Source organism: Pseudomonas sp. UC 17F4, from assembly GCF_900101695.1.
In the GTDB taxonomy this organism is placed as follows: Bacteria; Pseudomonadota; Gammaproteobacteria; order Pseudomonadales; family Pseudomonadaceae; genus Aquipseudomonas.
The window spans coordinates 1,335,310-1,351,626 of the sequence record NZ_FNKV01000001.1 but is presented as its reverse complement, the minus strand read 5'-3'; the positions used below and the strand labels follow the sequence as shown (position 1 = coordinate 1,351,626).

Here is a 16,317-nt window from a genome sequence, read left to right as displayed (position 1 = left end):
CCCCCCGATGATGGAAATTGATATCACCCTGCTGCTGACCCTGGCGTCGGTAGCGCTGATGGCCGGATTTTTCGATGCCATCGCCGGCGGCGGCGGGCTGATCACCCTGCCGGTGCTGTTCGTTGCCGGCATCGACCCGCTGGCAGCGATCGCCACCAACAAGTTCCAGGCCGCCTCGGCGACGGTCTCGGCCACCTTTGCCTTTGCCCGCAAGGGCATGATCGACTGGAAGCGCGGCCTGCCCATGGCGGCCATGGCTTTTGCCGGTGGCGCCCTCGGGGCGCTGTCGGTGAGCCTGGTGCCCAAGAGTTTCCTCCAGGCCTGCGTACCGGTGCTGCTGATCCTGGTGGCCGCCTACTTTGCCTTCAGCCCCAAGCCGGACGAGCAGCAGCGCAAGGCGAGGATCTCGATCAGCCTGTTCTGCCTGGCGGTGGCGCCGGTGATCGGCTTCTACGACGGGGTGTTCGGCCCCGGCGTTGGCTCGTTCTACATGGTGGCGTGCGTGGTTCTGCTCGGCCAGCCGATGCTGCGCGCGGTGTGCAACAGCAAACTGCTCAACGCCGCCTGCAACCTCGGGGCGCTGTCGGTGTTTTCCCTGAGCGGCGCGATCGTCTGGCCGCTGGCCCTGGCGATGGCTTGCGCGGCCTTCGTCGGCGCGCAACTGGGGGCTCGCTGCGCGGTGCATTTCGGTCCTAAACTGATCAAGCCGCTGCTGGTCTGCGTGTGCTGCATCATGGCCCTCAAGCTGCTGCTCAGCGCCGGCAACCCCCTTGGCGAATGGCTGCAACATCAGTTTCTATAGGCGGTGTCCATGCACCTGGAAGCAATTTCGACCCAACGTTCCACCTGGCAGTACGACGAACCCGCGCCGGCTACCGAGCGCTTCATCAGCGAAACCTTCGACGGTTTCCAGCAACAGGCGCGGCTGCTTATACCTGACCAGGAGCGCGCTGCGCCGATGTTCGTGATCGGTGGCGCGCGCTCGGACTTCACTCGCCTCAACCCGCTGCTGTATCGCCTGCAGCAGCAGGGGATCGGCTCGCTGACCGGCAACCTCTCCGGCCACAGCCTGGCCGCCGAGCCCGGCGCGCCGCAGCCGTCGCTGACCACCAACCTGGAAGAAGCGCAGCGCTTTCACCGGCATATCGCCGAGCGCTGCCAGACCCTGCTCGGCCACAGCCTGGGCGGCGCCATCGCGTTGAAACTGGCAGCGCAAACGCCGGCCATCGACAAACTGGTGCTGATCTGCCCGGCGGTTTACCCGGACGCCGCCCACCAGGCGCCGTTCGGCCCGGCCTTCAGCGCAGCGATCCGCCAGCCCTACGGCTTTCTCGACTGCGACAGCTACGAGTTTCTGCGCTCGTTTGCGGGCCGGGTGCTGCTGGTGATCGGCGAATTCGACGGGCTCAACTCCAAAGCCTACGGGCAAGCCGAAGGCACCTCGGCCGGCACCTTGTGGCTGGCCGGCGCCCAGCGCTATAGCCCGATCCCTGAAGAAGTCACCCAGGCCCTGCTGCGCGCCGTGCCGGCACCGCACCTGGAATGCCTGCTGCTGACCGACTGCGATCACGGCATTGCCGCACACCTGCGCGACAAGCCGGCGGTGGCCAATCAGGTGGCGCAGGTGGTGGCCGAGTTCATTCTCGGCTAAGCGGGTTATTCAATCTCGAACAGGCCGTTGCGGATCGGCCCGGCGCTCAGGCGTTCACGCACGTCGTCGTCGATCCGTGGATCGTCCGGGCGGTACAGCTTGACCTGGCGGTAGGCGCTGATGCGGTTGATCTCGGTGCCGAGGAACTCCCACACCACCCGGGTGCAGGCCGGGGTACGCCGGTCACCACTGGAAACCCCGGTCTTGAGACCGTTGAGGCGGGTGATGCGGCTCTTGAAGCTGGGAATGAGGATGGTCTGGCTCATCTCGTTGACCGTCAACGACTCGTAATCGAGCAGAAACAGGCGGTCCTGCAACTGGAACGCCGCGCCCAGGTAACGGCAGCGCACCCAGTCTTCGGCCTGCACATCGGTACTGCTGGAGCGCTCCTGACGCTCCTGGCGCTCGAACAGAAAACTGCCGCGCTCTTCGCGCAGGTGCACCAGCGACAGCAGGATGGAGCCGGGTACCGACATGCAGTTGGAGTATTCGAAGTAGTAACCGCAATAGCGCGACAGGTTGCCGGCGTGTTCGCGCAACGGCCGCAGCAGCTCGGCCAGCGGATCGTTGTGGCTGAGCGCCTGGTTGGCGGTACTGCGCGCACCAATCAGGCGCGCGAACTGCTCCGGCGGCAAACCCAGTTCGTAATCCTCGACACCGAAGAAATCGCCGATGCGCTTGAGGTTGTACGCCGTCGGCTGGCTTTGCCCGCTCAGGTACTTGTTGAACTGTGCACGATTGATCGACAGCTGCCGGCAAACTTCCGAGATAGAGCGGTAGTGGCTGCAGGCGAGCTTGAGATTGGCGCCGAGATGTTCGCTCATGTGAGCTGTTCCAGGTGATGCGACAGGCGCCAGTTTAGCATCAAGTCGCATCAACTGAGAGCAACCCGCGAAATTGTAACCAGTCTTGTCATGACCAACCATGCGCCCCACGGACACGGCGCATCGACGCCGGCCTGTCGTCTTTCATGCGAAGAATAAGAATCGAGGTCATTTCATGCTCGAAGCGCTCAACGATTTCCTCTCGGGGAAACTCCTCATCGTGCTTATCGTCGGACTCGGCAGCTACTTCACCCTGCGCTCCCGTTTCGTCCAGTTCCGCCATTTCGGCCACATGTTCAGCGTCTTCAAGGAATCCCTGCGCGGCCAGGCAGGCCAGCTGAGCTCGTTCCAGGCGCTGATGCTGAGCCTGGCCGGCCGCGTCGGTGCCGGTAACATCGCCGGTGTCGGCATCGCCGTGACCCTCGGCGGCCCGGGTGCGGTGTTCTGGATGTGGGTGACCGCGCTGGTGGGCATGTCCAGCAGCTTTTTCGAGTGCACCCTGGCCCAGGTCTACAAACGTAGCGACGGCGACGGCCTGTACCGTGGCGGCCCGGCCTACTACATCCAGCACGGCCTGAAGCTGCGCTGGATGGCGATGGTGTTCGCGATTCTGCTGCTGGTGACCTACGGCTTTACCTTCAATGGCCTGCAGTCCTACACCGTGACCCACTCGCTGCAGAACGCCTTCGGCTTCGAGCCGAAATACACCGGTATCGCCCTCGCCGCCCTGCTCGGCCTGGTGTTCATCGGCGGTATCAAGCGTATCGCCTCGGTGTCCGACCTGCTGGTCCCGGTCAAGACCCTGGCCTACATCGGCGTGACCCTGTACGTGATCTTCACCCAGATCGAACACGTGCCGGCCATGCTCGAAACCATCGTCAAGAGCGCTTTCGGCCTTGATCCGGCCTTTGCCGGCCTGCTCGGCAGCGCTATCGTCATGGGCGTCAAACGTGGCGTGTTCGCCAACGAAGCCGGCCTTGGCAGTGCACCGAACGTCGCCGCCGTGGCCGCGGTGAAACACCCGGCCGCCCAAGGTGTGGTCCAGGCGTTCAGCGTGTTCCTCGACACCTTCGTGATCTGCACCTGCACCGCACTGCTGATCCTGCTGTCGGGCTTCTACACCCCAGGCTTTGAAGGTGACGGCATCGCCCTGACCCAGAACTCCCTGGCTGCGGTAGTCGGTGACTGGGGACGGATTTTCGTCAGTGTCGCGCTGTCGCTGTTCGTCTTCACCTGCATCCTCTACAACTACTACCTGGGCGAAACCAGCCTGCAGTTCTTCACCCGCAACCGCCTGGTGCTGCTGGGCTACCGCGGCCTGGTACTGCTGCTGATTCTCTGGGGTTCGGTGCAAAACCTGTCGACCGTGTTCGCTTTCGCCGACATCACCATGACCTGCCTGGCGTTCGTCAACCTGGTAGCCCTGGCCCTGCTGTTCAAGGTCGGCCTGCGGGTGATGCGCGACTACGACGAACAGCGCCGCGCCGGTATCGCCCAGCCAGTGTTCGACGCGTCGAAGTTTTCCGACCTGGACCTGGACCCGGCTGCCTGGCCAGTGAATCCGCAGGTCGAGACCCGGACCGACGTCAACGTCGCCAACGCACAGACGCAGAGCTGACATGCGCGCCGTCAACAACCTTCTGGTGCTGTACACCGGCGGCACCATCGGCATGCTGCAAACCCCGCAGGGCCTGGCGCCTGCCGGCGGCTTTGAAGCGCGTATGCGCGAGCACCTGGAGCAAATGGCCGATGCACCGCTACTGAGTTGGCGGCTGCGCGAACTGCGGCCATTGATCGACAGCGCCAACATGCAGCAAAGCAACTGGCTGGCCATGCGCGAGGCGATTGTCGAGGCGGTGGAGCGCGATGGCCACGACGGTATCCTGCTGCTGCACGGCACCGACACCCTGGCCTACACCGCAGCGGCGCTGTCGTTTTTGCTGCTCGGCCTGCCAGTACCGGTACTGCTGACCGGCTCGATGTTGCCGGCCGGCACCGCCGACAGCGACGCCTGGGACAACCTTTGCGGCGCCCTGCGGGTGATGGCATCCGGTATCGACAATGGCGTGCAGCTGTATTTCCACGGCCAGCTGCTGCACGGCGCGCGCACGTCGAAGCTGCGCAGCGAAGCCTTCGATGCCTTCGCCGCGCTGCCGCGTGAGCGCGATGGACAACGCGCCGAGTCGCTCCCGGCCTGCCTGGATTACCGCCAGCCACGCCAACCGGTAAACCTGATGGTGCTGCCGGTGTTCCCCGGGCTGCAGGTCGGCCATCTGCGCGGCCTGCTCTCTAGCGGCGTGCAGGGCTTGCTGCTGGAGTGCTACGGCAGCGGCACCGGGCCATCGGACGATCAGGACCTGCTCGATGCGCTGCACGACGCCCGCCAAGGCGGGGTGTTGATTGCGGCCATCAGCCAGTGTCCGGAAGGCGCGGTGCACTTCGACACCTATGCGGCCGGCAGCCGCCTGCGCGATACCGGCCTGGTCAGCGCCGGCGGCATGACCCGCGAAGCGGCGCTGGGCAAGATGTTCGCTTTGCTCGGTGCCGGGCTCGATGTGCAAGCGGCGGAACACTGGTTCGCCCAGGACCTGTGCGGCGAGCGCGCCCAGTAGAAATGGCGGAAGGCAGCGGGAGTCGAACCTGCCCGGGAACGGCTGCCGTCCCCAACCGGGTTTGAAGCCCGGCCGCGCCACCGGGCGCGATTGCCTTCCTTGAACGGGTTACTGCCCCGGCGCCTGGGCCAGGGCATTGTCGGCGCGAACCTGGCGTCGGTCACCGACACGCCGGGTCAGGCCGATGCGGTCGAAGTACTCGAGTATCTGCACACTGCGCTTGCGCCCGATCCCCAGCACATCGCGAAACGCCGCCACCTGCACCACCGGATCGTCGCTGGCCAGCTGCAAGAGCATAGCCGCCATTTGCCGGATCGTGGCCTCAGGATAGAACAGATCGCGCACCACCTGGTGCACCTGGCCCAAACGCCCAAGCTTGCGCAGCAACAGGCGCACCTCGGCTTCATCGACTTGTAGCGACCTGGCCAGGTCGCGTACCCAGGGCGGGTCGAACAGCCCCTCGACCAGCAATGGCTGCACCTGGCTCCACAGCTGCGAGTCAGCATCGCTCAAGCGTATCTGGTGCTCGGGCAGGTGCAGCCAGTGCCCGCTGCTGACCAACCTGCCGCTGGCGAGCAGTTCATCCACCAGGCTGATGAAGGCCGGGCGCTCAAGGGTCAGGCCAACAAAGCGGCGCAAGCGATCACGATCAGGACCGAGCTGGTCCGGCTCCTGTTCATGAAACCGCGCCAGCCCCTCCAGCAACGCCGTTTGCAATGTTTGCCAATGCTCATCGGTGAACAGCAGCGGGCCTTGGCGAGTGGCGATTACCTGGACATTGGCCGGCAGTTGCCAGCGGCTGCGCAGGCGATTGAACTGGCGCTCCAGGCGTTGCGGGTCGAGGCCCAGGTCATCACTGGCCAGCAGCGCCGGCAAGGCCTGCTCAAGGCTGTCGGCGCCAGCCAGGGCCTGCAACTGGGCAATGCGCGCCTCGCTGCGGCGCTGGCGCGCAGGTGCAAAGGGATCGAGCACCCGGCCGCCACCGAGGGTACGTTGCGCACGCTGGTCACGCAGCACCAGGCGATCACCGTGCACCGCCTGTACCGGTGCATTGGTGAGCAGTTGGGCGAACATGCGCTTGCCCGGTAGCACATGCTCGCCCTGCAACAACGCTACCCGGGCGGTGACATCCTGGGTGCCCAGGTGCACATGCACCGGGCTGAAGTGCTCGAAGGCGCGCAGTTCGCTGGCCAGCAGTTGCAGCTCGATGTCCACGCGCTGGGTCGGCGCATGCAGCCACTCGGCAAGCAGCCAGTCACCGCGGTGAATCTGCTCAAGGGCCAGGCGCTCGGCACTGATGTTCAAGGCCACCCGCTGCCCAGCTTGGGCCTCGACGGCGGCCTGGTTCTGCGCATGCAGGCCACGCACCCGCACCGGCTTACCGGCTTTGCCGAGCAGCAGGCTGTCGCCCAGTTGCACACGCCCTTCCAGCGCCGTGCCGGTGACCACGATGCCGGCACCGGCAACCGCAAAAGCGCGGTCAATGGCCAGGCGAAAACCGCCCTGGCTGCTGCGCTGGCTAACCTCAGCCTGAGCCGCCAGCAAGGCCTGGCGCAGCGCCTCGATGCCCTCGCCAGTGACGCTGGAAACTGCAAACTGCACTGCCCCCGCATACGGCCCGGCAGCCAGCAGCACGCTGACCTGGGCTTGCACTTCCTGCAGCCGCTGCGGCTCGACCCGGTCGCATTTGCTGATCACCACCAAGGCCTGGGGAATGCCCAGCAGCTCGACAATCGCCAGGTGCTCGCGGGTCTGCGGCATCACCCCGTCATCGGCGGCCACGACCAGCAGCACCAGGTCGATGCCCTGGGCACCAGCGAGCATGTTGTGGATAAACCGCTCGTGACCGGGCACGTCGATAAAGCCGGTTAGAGCTGCGCCAGGGCTGAGGGCGGCATAACGATAACCGAGGTCGATGGTCATGCCGCGCTCGCGCTCTTCCCGGCGCTGGTCGCCCGCCTGGCCGGTCAGGGCCTCGAGCAAAGCGGTCTTGCCGTGGTCGATATGCCCGGCGGTACCGATAATCACGCCTGCACCTGCGCCAGTTGCGCCAGCCACGCGGCTTCATCATCGAGCTGGCGCAGGTCCAGCCACAGCGCATCGTCATCGATGCGCCCGAGCACTGGAATCGGCAAGGCCCGCAGCGCGCGTTCCAGGCCATGCAAGGCGCGACCGCGCAGGCGCTTGGACACCTGCGGGCGCACACACAAGGCCGCACTGGGCAAGCGCGCCACCGGCTGGCTGCCACTGCCGATCATGCCCAATGCAAGCTCTGCGCTGACCGTCCACTGCTCGCCCAGCTGTTGCGCCAACGCTGGCTGCAAGCGCTCGGCCTGCTGGAGAATCTCGGCCTGCGGCCGGGTCAGCAGGCGCAGGCTGGGCAGGCGCTCGGCCAGTTGATCAGGATTACGGTACAAGCCCAGCACCGCCTCAAGCGCTGCGAGGGTGAGCTTGTCGACCCGCAAGGCGCGCTTGAGCGGGTTCTTTTTGATCCGCGCGATCAAGTCCTTGCGCCCGACAATGATGCCAGCCTGTGGCCCGCCCAACAGCTTGTCGCCGCTGAAGGTGACAAGATCGGCGCCATCGGCCAGGGCCTGGCGCACAGTGGGCTCGGCCGGCAGGCCCCAGCGGCTCAAGTCGAGCAGGCTGCCGCTGCCGAGGTCTTCGAGCAGGGGCAAATCATGGCGATGAGCCAAGCGCGCCAGTTCTGCGGTCGGCACCTGGGTGGTGAAGCCCTGAATGCTGTAATTGCTGCAATGCACGCGCATCAACAGGCCGCTGCGCGGGCCGATGGCCGCCTCGTAATCGCGGGCATGGGTGCGATTGGTGGTGCCCACCTCATGCAGCTTGACCCCGGCGCGGGCCATGATGTCGGGAATGCGAAAAGCGCCACCAATCTCGATCAACTCACCGCGCGAGATGATCCCCTCTTTGCGCGCACCGAGGCTGTTGAGCGCCAGCAGCACGGCCGCGGCGTTGTTGTTGACCACGGTGACGGCTTCGGCGCCGGTGAGTTCGCGGATCAAGCCTTCGATCAGGTCATCGCGATCGCCGCGCTTGCCGCTGGCCAGGTCGAACTCGAGGTTGAGCGGATAGCGGGCCGCCAGTTGCACGGCGTCGATGGCTTCCTCGGGCAGCAAGGCCCGGCCCAGGTTGGTGTGCAGCACCGTGCCGGTGAGGTTGAAGACCCGCCGCACCTGGCTGCGGTGGCGAACCACCAGGCGCTCGCCGGCGCGGCCGAGCAGCACCGGCGCGGCCAGTTCAGCGGCGTCCAGTTGGCCGAGCCGGGCGTCCTCGCGCAGGTCGTCGAGCAACTGGCGCAAGATCGCCAGCAGCGCGTCGCGGCCATAGCGCTCGGTCAGCGGCTGGCTGGCGGGGTGACGCAACAGAGTGTCGATGGAGGGCAGGCGGATCGGGAGCTTGGCGAGGTTGGACGGCATTCAGACGGTTCTCAACTTCAGTGGGCGCTGGCCATGGGCAAAACCTCAGTGTAGACCCGATCTCACTCCCCTCCCGGCGCCAGCAAAAGGTTCGGCGCCAGGCGCTTGAAGCCTTCCTGATCCAGGCGCAGGTCCAGCGCCAGGCTGGCAAGGTCGGCCGACAGTGCTTCGGCATCGGCGTCGTTTTCCAGGTAGATATGCTTGAGGTAGGTGTTGCAGCCCGGGCAGCATTCGGCCTGCAGCGGCGCCTTGGCGCTGGCGTAACGGTCATCCTCGAAGCTGAAGTACTTGAGGCCCTTGCTCTGTTCGCAGTACACGCATTTGACCCGCACTACATGCCATTCGCAGGCACACAGCGAACACACCAGGTAACGTAGGCCGTTGTACTTGCCGCGATGGCGGATGACCCCGGCCATGGCCGGCGAGCCACAGGCCGGGCATTGGCAGAGGCTGTCCGCCGCTTTCAGTTCGACCCCCTGCAGGCTCAGCAGCCAATGGCTCCAGGCCGCCTGCAGTGCAGCGCCCAGGAACGGCACCAGCGCCGCCGGCACCAGGCTGTACGAACCTGTGAGCAAGGCGATGGCCCACAGCTTGCGCTGCTCATCGGCGGCGCATTGCAGCACAGACACGGCATCGGCCACGGCGCCACTCGAAGCCGGATAGCGCTGCAACAACGCCTGTAGATAAGCCAGCCAGTGTCCGTCGCGCACCAGGCTGTCGGCAGCCAGCGGCGGCAAGCCATGCTCGACACACAGGCGCTGGCGTTCGCTGTCGCTGGGAGCTGCGGCAGGGGGCTGGTCGAGCAGGCTCTGTTGCACATGGCAGAGGCCGGCCAGCAGACGCAGGTAATCCGCCAGCGGGTTGCCCTCGGCCAGTTGCTCCAGGCGCTGCGCACGCAGGGCGAACAGGTTCTTCGGCGGCAGGTAGAGAAACGGCGGCGTGCTGGCCGCCGCTTCGATCTGCCCGGGTTCCAGAAGAGTACTCAAGCGCTCATCCTTTTTTATTGATCGGCGGTGGCGGCTGTTTGTCGCCGGTCACTTCCCGATACCACAGCTCATGGTGTTTTTTCGCCCAGGCGCGGCTGACCCAGCCATGCAGCATGGCGCTGACCGAACCCTTGATCCAGATCCCGGCGTAAATATGGACGATGATGCTCAGCACCAGCACGAACGCCGCCAGGGCGTGCGCCAGGGTCGCCAGGCGAATCGAACCGATACCGAAATAACTGCTGAAGTAGGCCCGCCAGATCACCACGCCGCTGATCAACAGCACCAGCATGCACAGCAGCAAGGTCCAGAACAGCAGCTTCTGCCCGGGGTTGTACTTGCCGATTGGCGGTACGCCCTCCTCTTCGTTGCGCATCACCCGGTCGATACGCTTGAGCCATAGGCGGTCGTTGGCGATGAAGTAGTTCGCCCGCCAGAAACGCAGCACCAGGCCAACAAAAAACACGAACATCAACACGCCCATGAACGGATGCAAAATCCGTGTCCACGGCCCGCCGCCGAACAGATGGCTGAGCCAGAACAGTGCCGGGTGAAACAGTGCCAGCCCCGACAACCCGGCCATGATGAACAGGATCGCCACCAGCCAGTGATTGGTCCGTTCGTTGGCGTTGTAGCGCAGGATAGGTTTGTCGTTCATGGTCGTTCCTCCCCTTGCCCGCCCGGCCGGTTCGGGTCATAGACATGCACCGCCGGGTCGACCACCTGCACACTGGTATCCGCAGGGCTCGGGTGCTCGTCCTCTTCGACCCGCTGCGGGCCGACGCGCACATAGTGGAAGAACCCGGCGAGCACCGCCGCGCCCATGGCCAGCAGCGCCAGCGGCTTGGTCACGCCTTTCCACAGGCCTACCAGCGGGCTGATGATCGGCTGGTCCGGCAGGCCCGCGTACAAACGCGGGGTATCGGCATGGTGCAGCACGTACATCACGTGGGTACCGCCGACACCATCGGGATCGTACAGGCCGGCGTTGTCGAAACCCCGCGACTTGAGGTCGACGATGCGCTCGGCGGCGTGCTCCTTCATGTCCTGCTTGCTGCCGAAGACAATGGCGCCGGTCGGACAGGTTTTCACACAGGCCGGCTCCAGCCCCACCGACACCCGGTCGGAACACAGGGTGCACTTGTAGGCCTTGTGGTCCTTCTGCGAGATTCGCGGGATGTTGAACGGGCAGCCGGTGATGCAGTAGCCGCAGCCAATGCAGTGGTCCTGGTTGAAATCGACGATGCCGTTGGCATGCTTGATGATTGCCCCCGGGCTCGGACAGGCCTTCAGGCAACCGGGATCGGCGCAGTGCATGCAACCGTCCTTGCGGATCAGCCACTCCAGGTTGCCGTCGCCGGTTTCGTGCTCGGTAAAGCGCATCAGCGTCCAGGTTTCGGCGCTCAGGTCCTGGGGGTTGTCGTAGGTGCCATGGTTGTGACCGACCTCGTCTCGCAGCTCGTTCCACTCCGAACAGGCCACCTGGCAGGCCTTGCAACCGATGCACTTAGTGGTGTCGATCAGCTTGGCCACCTCCTCCAGCTGGCGGATCGACGAGGGCGGCGTGGTGGTGGCCGAACGGGCGATGATGTCTTGGCTAGCCATCAGATTTTCTCCACGTTGACCAGGAACGACTTCGATTCCGGCGTCTGCGTATTACCATCACCGAGGAACGGCACCAGGGTGTTGGTCAGGTAGCCGTGGCGGGTACTGCCGGTGAAGCCCCAGTGCAGCGGGATGCCGATCTGGTGCACGGTCTGGTTGTTGACCTGCAACGGCCGGATGCGCTTGGTGACCACCGCTACCGCCTCGATATGCCCGCGCTTGCAAGTGACCCGCACGCGGTCGCCGGCGACGATGCCCTTCTCTTGCGCCAGCACTTCGCCGATCTCGACAAACTGCTCGGGCTGGGCAATGGCGTTGAGCTTGCAGTGCTTGCTCCAGAAGTGGAAGTGCTCGGTCAGCCGGTAACTGGTCGCCGCGTAAGGGAAATCCTTGGCCTGGCCAAGGGTGTCCCACACCGAATCGAAGATGCGCCCGGCCGGGTTGCTGGTCGCCTGCTTGTTGTTCGGGTGCAGCGGGTTGATGCCGATCGGCGTTTCGAAAGGCTCGTAATGCTCGGGGAACGGGCCTTCGTTCATCTTGTCGACGGCAAAGAAGCGCGCCACCCCTTCAGGGTTCATGATGAACGGGTTCATGCCGTCCTCTGGCGGCACGTCTGCCTTGTAGTCCGGGGTATCGGTGCCGCCCCAGGCTTTGCCGTTCCACCACACCAGGCGCTTGTTCGGGTCCCACGGCTTGCCTTGCGGGTCGGCCGAGGCGCGGTTGTAGAGGATCCGCCGGTTGGCCGGCCAGGCCCAGGCCCAGCCGAGGTTCTGCTTCATGCCGAATGGGTCGCTGTTGTCGCGCCGGGCCATCTGGTTACCCTGCTCGGTCCAGCTGCCGCAGAAGATCCAGCAGCCAGAAGCAGTACTGCCGTCATCCTTGAGCTGGGCAAAACCGGACAACTGCTGGCCGGCCTTGAGGGTGGCGCCAGTGGCATCGGTAAGGTCGCTGACGGCGTTACCGTTGAGCTCCCTGGCCAGTTCTTCGGGCGACGGTTCATCGGCTACCTTGTAGGGCCAGCTGAGGTTCAACAGCGGCTCGGCAAAGGCGCCGCCTTCGGTCTGGTAGCGTTTGCGCAGGCGCAGGAACAGCTCACTCATGATGCGCACGTCGGTGCGGGTTTCCCCCGGGCCGTCGGCGCCCTTCCAGTGCCATTGCAACCAGCGGCTGCTGTTGACCAGCGAGCCGTCCTCTTCGGCAAAGCAGGTGGTGGGCAGGCGGATGACTTCGGTCTGGATAGCCTCGCTCTGCACGTCGTTATAGGGCCCGACGTTGCGCCAGAACTCCGAGGTTTCGGTGGCCAGCGGGTCCATCACCACCAGCCACTTGAGCTTGCTCAGGGCCGCAGTCACGCGGTTTTTGTCCGGCAACGCGGCAATCGGGTTGAAGCCCTGGCACATGTAGCCGTTGACCTTGCCCTGGCCCATCAGGTCGAACATCTTCAGCACGTCGTAACCGGGAATATCCAGCTTCGGCAGCCAGTCGTAGCCCCAATGGTTCTCGGCGCTGGCATTGGCGCCATACCAGGCCTTCATCAGGCTGACGTGGAACTTGCCGTAGTTCTGCCAGTACGACAGCTGCCCCGGCCGCAACGGTTTGAGCGCCCGCTTGGCGATGTAGGCGTCGTAGTCCTGCTCGGCATCGCCCGGCAGGGTCAAGTAGCCCGGCAGCGAGTTGGACAGCAGGCCGAGGTCGGTCAGGCCCTGGATGTTGGAGTGCCCGCGCAGGGCATTGACGCCGCCACCGGGCATGCCGACGTTACCCAGCAGCAGTTGCACCATCGCCGCACTGCGAATGATCTGCGCACCGATCGAGTGCTGGGTCCAGCCCAGGGCATAGAGGATCGTCATGGTCTTGTCCGGTTGCGAGCAAGTGGCGATCTCTTCCCAGATCTTCAGCATGCGGTCTTGCGGCATGCCGCAGGTCATGCTCGCCAGTTCCGCGGTGTAGCGGCTGTAGTGCAGCTTCATCAGCTGGTAGACGCAGCGCGGGTCCTGCAGGGTCGGGTCGACCTTGGCAAAGCCGTCCTCGCCCAGCTCGTAACCCCAGCCGGACTTGTCGGTGTAGCTGCGCTTGGCCGCGTCATAGCCACTGAACAGGCCATCCTCGAAGCCAAAGCCGGCTTTGACGATAAACGACACGTCGGTGTAGTTGCGCACGTACTCGTGCTGGATCTTGTCGTTACTCAGCAGGTAATTGATCAGGCCCCCCATGAAGGCGATATCGCTACCGGTGCGAATCGGCGCGTAGTAATCGGCCACCGACGCGGTACGGGTAAACCGCGGGTCGACCACGATCAGCCGGGCCTTGTTATGGGCCTTGGCTTCGGTCACCCATTTGAAGCCGCACGGGTGCGCTTCTGCAGCGTTGCCGCCCATCACCAGGATCAGATTCGCGTTGGCGATATCGGTCCAGTGGTTGGTCATGGCACCACGGCCGTACGTCGGGGCAAGACTTGCCACCGTCGGGCCATGTCAGACACGCGCTTGGTTATCGAACCCCAGCATGCCCAGGCTGCGAATGACCTTGTGGGTCAGGTAACCGGCTTCGCTGGACGCCGCCGATGCTGCCAAAAAACCCGTGGTCAGCCAACGGTTGACCGTCTGCCCCTGGGCGTTCTTCTCGATGAAGTTGGCGTCGCGGTCGGTCTTGACCAGATCGGCGATACGGTCCAGCGCCTCATCCCAGGACACCCGCGTCCACTCGCTGCTGCCGGGCTTGCGCACTTGCGGGTACTGCAGGCGGCTGGGGCTGTGGATAAAGTCGAGCAGGCCGGCGCCTTTCGGGCACAGCGTACCGCGGTTCACCGGATGGTCGGCGTCGCCTTCGATATGGATGATGTTCTGCGCAACGTTCTTGCCGCCGTCCCCCTGGCTGTACAGGATCAGGCCACAGCCGACCGAGCAATAGGGGCAGGTGTTGCGCGTTTCCTTAGTGTGCGCCAGCTTGAAGTGGCGCACCTGCTCGGCGAAGGCAGGTGTGGGGGCCATGCCCAACGCTGCCAGGCTCGAGCCTCCAAGGCCAACTGCTGCGACCTTGAAGAACTGCCGACGGTTGAGATCCATCGTGCACTCCTGATCAGGTGGTGGACGCGCGGGACGTTGCCGGCGTCTCTTGAAACGATCACGGTGGCGGCAGATTGATGGCCGCCAACTGTCACTCTAGTCAAGATTCCCGGGAGCGGGATGAAAACGGATTGTCGGTCGACAAAAAGCAAAACGCCCGATGCGATGCACCGGGCGTTTTGAGGGTATTGCGGTCAGCGTGGCGAATCAGAACGGAATATCGTCATCGAAGCTGTCGAAGTCCGGAGCCGGCTGCGGTGCGGCCTGCTGAGGCGCCGGGCGCTGTTGCGGCGCGGACTGCTGTGGACGCGGAGCCTGTTGGCGTGGCGCCTGGTTGTAGTTGTTGCCGCCTTGCGGGGCGCCGTCCTGGTTCTGCGGGCGGCCACCGAGCAGTTGCATGGTGCCCTGCATGTCGACGACGATTTCGGTGGTGTAACGCTTGATGCCGTCCTTTTCCCACTCGCGGGTCTGCAGCTTGCCTTCGATGTAGACTTGCGAGCCTTTGCGCAGGTATTCACCGGCGATTTCGGCAACTTTGCCGAACATCGATACGCGGTGCCATTCGGTGCGCTCGACCTTCTGGCCGGTCTGCTTGTCGGTCCACTGCTCGCTGGTAGCCAGGCTCAGGTTGGTCACGGCGTTACCGTTGGGCAGGTAGCGGACTTCGGGATCCTGGCCGCAGGTACCGACCAGAATGACTTTGTTAACCCCACGGGCCATAACGTTCTCCTAGGCTTCGCACGCGGAGGAAGCCGGGTTTACCAGGCGTTCCAGGGTCGTGCGATCCAAAATTTGTGTATCAAGTTTGATATAGATGGCGGCTTCATCGGCCACCACCACTGCGTCGGTCACACCCGGGACGGCCATCAGCCGCTCGGTCAGCCCCGCTTCCCGTACCGCCTCGGCCGATAACGGCATGCGCAGGCTGGTCACGTACGGCGGTTCACGCATGCTCAGCGCCACGACCCACCACAGGGCACACAACGCTGCGCAGCCAAGGAACACCGTGCTCAGGCCACCGTGCTGGAACAACCAGCCACCGAGAATTCCTCCCAACGCGGCACCAAGGAACTGGCTGGTGGAATATACCCCCATGGCCGTGCCCTTGCCGCCGGCGGGCGACACCTTGCTTACCAGTGAAGGCAAGGATGCCTCCAGCAGGTTGAAGGCGGTGAAGAATATCACGGTGCCGATCACCAGTTCGTGCAAGTTGTCTGCTGACAGCCAGAAGAATAGCTCGGTGAGCATCAACACACTGACCGCGCCCAGCAGGACACGTTTCATCTTGCGCTTTTTTTCGCCGTAGATGATGAACGGGATCATTGCAAAGAATGAAATCAGCAAGGCGGTCAGGTACACCCACCAGTGCTCTTCTTTCGGCAGGCCGCCGCGCTCGACGAAAGCCAGCGGCAAAGCGATGAAACTGGCCATCAGAATGGCATGCAAGACGAAGATGCCCACGTCCAGGCGCAGCAGGTCCGGGTGGCGCAGGGTCGGCATTAGCGCCTGCTTGGCGACCCCGGACTCACGATGCTGCAACGCGCCGTGGGACGGCGGCACGACAAAGGCAATGATCGCAATACCGACTACGGCCATGGCCGCGGTGGCCAGGAACAACCCCGAGAGGCCAAAGGCACGGGTGACCAGCGGGCCGACGACCATGGCCACGGCAAACGACAGGCCGATGCTCATGCCGATCATGGCCATGGCCTTGGTGCGGTGCTGTTCGCGGGTCAGGTCCGAGAGCAAGGCCATGACCGCGGCAGAAATCGCCCCGGCGCCTTGCAGGATGCGTCCGGCAATCACCCCCCAGATCGAGTCGGCCTGGGCCGCCAGCACGCTGCCCAGGGCAAAGATCACCAGGCCCAGGTAAATCACCGGGCGACGGCCGATGCGATCGGAAATCACCCCGAACGGGATCTGCAGGAAAGCCTGGGTCAGGCCGTAGGCACCAATGGCCAGGCCGATCAGTGCCGGGGTGGCACCGGCCAGGTCCATGCCATAGGTCGCCAGTACCGGCAGGACCATGAACATGCCCAGCATACGGAAGGCGAACACCAGGGCCAGGCCGCCTGCGGCGCGGGTCTCGCTGCCACTCATGCGTTCGCTGTGGGGATCGTGCATGGATAAACCT

Annotated in this window: 13 protein-coding genes and 1 tRNA gene; 4 read left to right on the top strand and 10 right to left on the bottom strand. The window is 64.5% G+C overall.

The genetic code is table 11. The features are described from left to right. The first annotated feature begins 7 nt into the window (after positions 1 to 7). The gene (locus tag BLR26_RS06215) at positions 8 to 802 is read left to right on the top strand and encodes a TSUP family transporter (RefSeq protein ID WP_045199995.1); all 795 of its coding nucleotides are present in this window, start codon (positions 8 to 10) and stop codon (positions 800 to 802) included. Between the two features lie 9 nt (positions 803 to 811). Beyond that, positions 812 to 1,651, top strand: a complete 840-nt coding sequence (locus tag BLR26_RS06210) for an alpha/beta hydrolase (RefSeq protein WP_093379020.1) — start codon at positions 812 to 814, stop codon at positions 1,649 to 1,651. A 5-nt stretch (positions 1,652 to 1,656) separates the two neighbouring features. Here the strand turns inward: BLR26_RS06210 and BLR26_RS06205 are convergent, their stop codons facing one another. Further along, positions 1,657 to 2,475, bottom strand: a complete 819-nt coding sequence (locus BLR26_RS06205) for a helix-turn-helix domain-containing protein (RefSeq protein ID WP_045199998.1) — start codon at positions 2,473 to 2,475, stop codon at positions 1,657 to 1,659. A 175-nt stretch (positions 2,476 to 2,650) separates the two neighbouring features. On the opposite strand from BLR26_RS06205, the gene BLR26_RS06200 reads away from it, so the two are divergent. Then, positions 2,651 to 4,093 carry an alanine/glycine:cation symporter family protein gene (locus BLR26_RS06200; protein WP_045200000.1) on the top strand — a complete coding sequence of 481 codons (1,443 nt, stop codon included), beginning with the start codon at positions 2,651 to 2,653 and terminating at the stop codon, positions 4,091 to 4,093. Position 4,094: 1 nt separating this feature from the next. Next, a complete protein-coding gene (locus BLR26_RS06195) occupies positions 4,095 to 5,087 on the top strand; it encodes an asparaginase (RefSeq protein ID WP_093379017.1) in 993 nt (330 codons plus the stop codon). Positions 5,088 to 5,090: 3 nt separating this feature from the next. On the opposite strand, the gene BLR26_RS06190 is transcribed toward BLR26_RS06195, so the two are convergent. From BLR26_RS06190 to BLR26_RS06145, 9 genes are all read right to left on the bottom strand, one after another. Beyond that, positions 5,091 to 5,186, bottom strand: a tRNA-Sec gene (locus BLR26_RS06190). A gap of 9 nt (positions 5,187 to 5,195) precedes the next feature. Beyond that, positions 5,196 to 7,115 carry a selenocysteine-specific translation elongation factor gene (gene selB / locus BLR26_RS06185; RefSeq protein WP_093379014.1) on the bottom strand — a complete coding sequence of 640 codons (1,920 nt, stop codon included), beginning with the start codon at positions 7,113 to 7,115 and terminating at the stop codon, positions 5,196 to 5,198. Beyond that, positions 7,112 to 8,527: an L-seryl-tRNA(Sec) selenium transferase gene (gene selA / locus BLR26_RS06180; RefSeq protein WP_093379011.1), complete on the bottom strand. Its 1,416-nt coding sequence runs from the start codon at positions 8,525 to 8,527 to the stop codon at positions 7,112 to 7,114. Before selA ends, selB begins: the two co-directional genes overlap by 4 nt. Positions 8,528 to 8,589: 62 nt before the next feature. Then, entirely contained in the window at positions 8,590 to 9,513 is a 924-nt protein-coding gene (gene fdhE / locus BLR26_RS06175) for a formate dehydrogenase accessory protein FdhE (protein ID WP_093379008.1), read from the bottom strand. A gap of 4 nt (positions 9,514 to 9,517) precedes the next feature. After that, entirely contained in the window at positions 9,518 to 10,171 is a 654-nt protein-coding gene (locus BLR26_RS06170; protein WP_045200010.1) for a formate dehydrogenase subunit gamma, read from the bottom strand. Further along, positions 10,168 to 11,118, bottom strand: coding sequence for a formate dehydrogenase subunit beta (fdxH, locus tag BLR26_RS06165; RefSeq protein WP_045200013.1), 951 nt, complete (start codon positions 11,116 to 11,118; stop codon positions 10,168 to 10,170). Before fdxH ends, BLR26_RS06170 begins: the two co-directional genes overlap by 4 nt. Further along, positions 11,118 to 14,183, bottom strand: a complete 3,066-nt coding sequence (gene fdnG, locus BLR26_RS06160) for a formate dehydrogenase-N subunit alpha (RefSeq protein WP_143013256.1) — start codon at positions 14,181 to 14,183, stop codon at positions 11,118 to 11,120. The genes fdxH and fdnG overlap by 1 nt, the downstream gene beginning before the upstream one ends. A gap of 207 nt (positions 14,184 to 14,390) precedes the next feature. After that, on the bottom strand, positions 14,391 to 14,903 hold the full coding sequence (locus BLR26_RS06150; protein WP_045200019.1) for a single-stranded DNA-binding protein: 513 nt from the start codon (positions 14,901 to 14,903) through the stop codon (positions 14,391 to 14,393). A gap of 9 nt (positions 14,904 to 14,912) precedes the next feature. Further along, positions 14,913 to 16,307 carry an MFS transporter gene (locus tag BLR26_RS06145; RefSeq protein WP_045200021.1) on the bottom strand — a complete coding sequence of 465 codons (1,395 nt, stop codon included), beginning with the start codon at positions 16,305 to 16,307 and terminating at the stop codon, positions 14,913 to 14,915. Positions 16,308 to 16,317 lie beyond the last annotated feature (10 nt).

Coding starts and splice junctions, on each gene's coding strand:
- BLR26_RS06215 (WP_045199995.1), top strand. CDS start 8: ATGATGGAAATTGATATCACCCTGCTGCTGACCCTGGCGTCGGTAGCG.
- BLR26_RS06210 (WP_093379020.1), top strand. CDS start 812: ATGCACCTGGAAGCAATTTCGACCCAACGTTCCACCTGGCAGTACGAC.
- BLR26_RS06205 (WP_045199998.1), bottom strand. CDS start 2,475: ATGAGCGAACATCTCGGCGCCAATCTCAAGCTCGCCTGCAGCCACTAC.
- BLR26_RS06200 (WP_045200000.1), top strand. CDS start 2,651: ATGCTCGAAGCGCTCAACGATTTCCTCTCGGGGAAACTCCTCATCGTG.
- BLR26_RS06195 (WP_093379017.1), top strand. CDS start 4,095: ATGCGCGCCGTCAACAACCTTCTGGTGCTGTACACCGGCGGCACCATC.
- selA (WP_093379011.1), bottom strand. CDS start 8,527: ATGCCGTCCAACCTCGCCAAGCTCCCGATCCGCCTGCCCTCCATCGAC.
- BLR26_RS06170 (WP_045200010.1), bottom strand. CDS start 10,171: ATGAACGACAAACCTATCCTGCGCTACAACGCCAACGAACGGACCAAT.
- fdxH (WP_045200013.1), bottom strand. CDS start 11,118: ATGGCTAGCCAAGACATCATCGCCCGTTCGGCCACCACCACGCCGCCC.
- BLR26_RS06150 (WP_045200019.1), bottom strand. CDS start 14,903: ATGGCCCGTGGGGTTAACAAAGTCATTCTGGTCGGTACCTGCGGCCAG.
- BLR26_RS06145 (WP_045200021.1), bottom strand. CDS start 16,307: ATGCACGATCCCCACAGCGAACGCATGAGTGGCAGCGAGACCCGCGCC.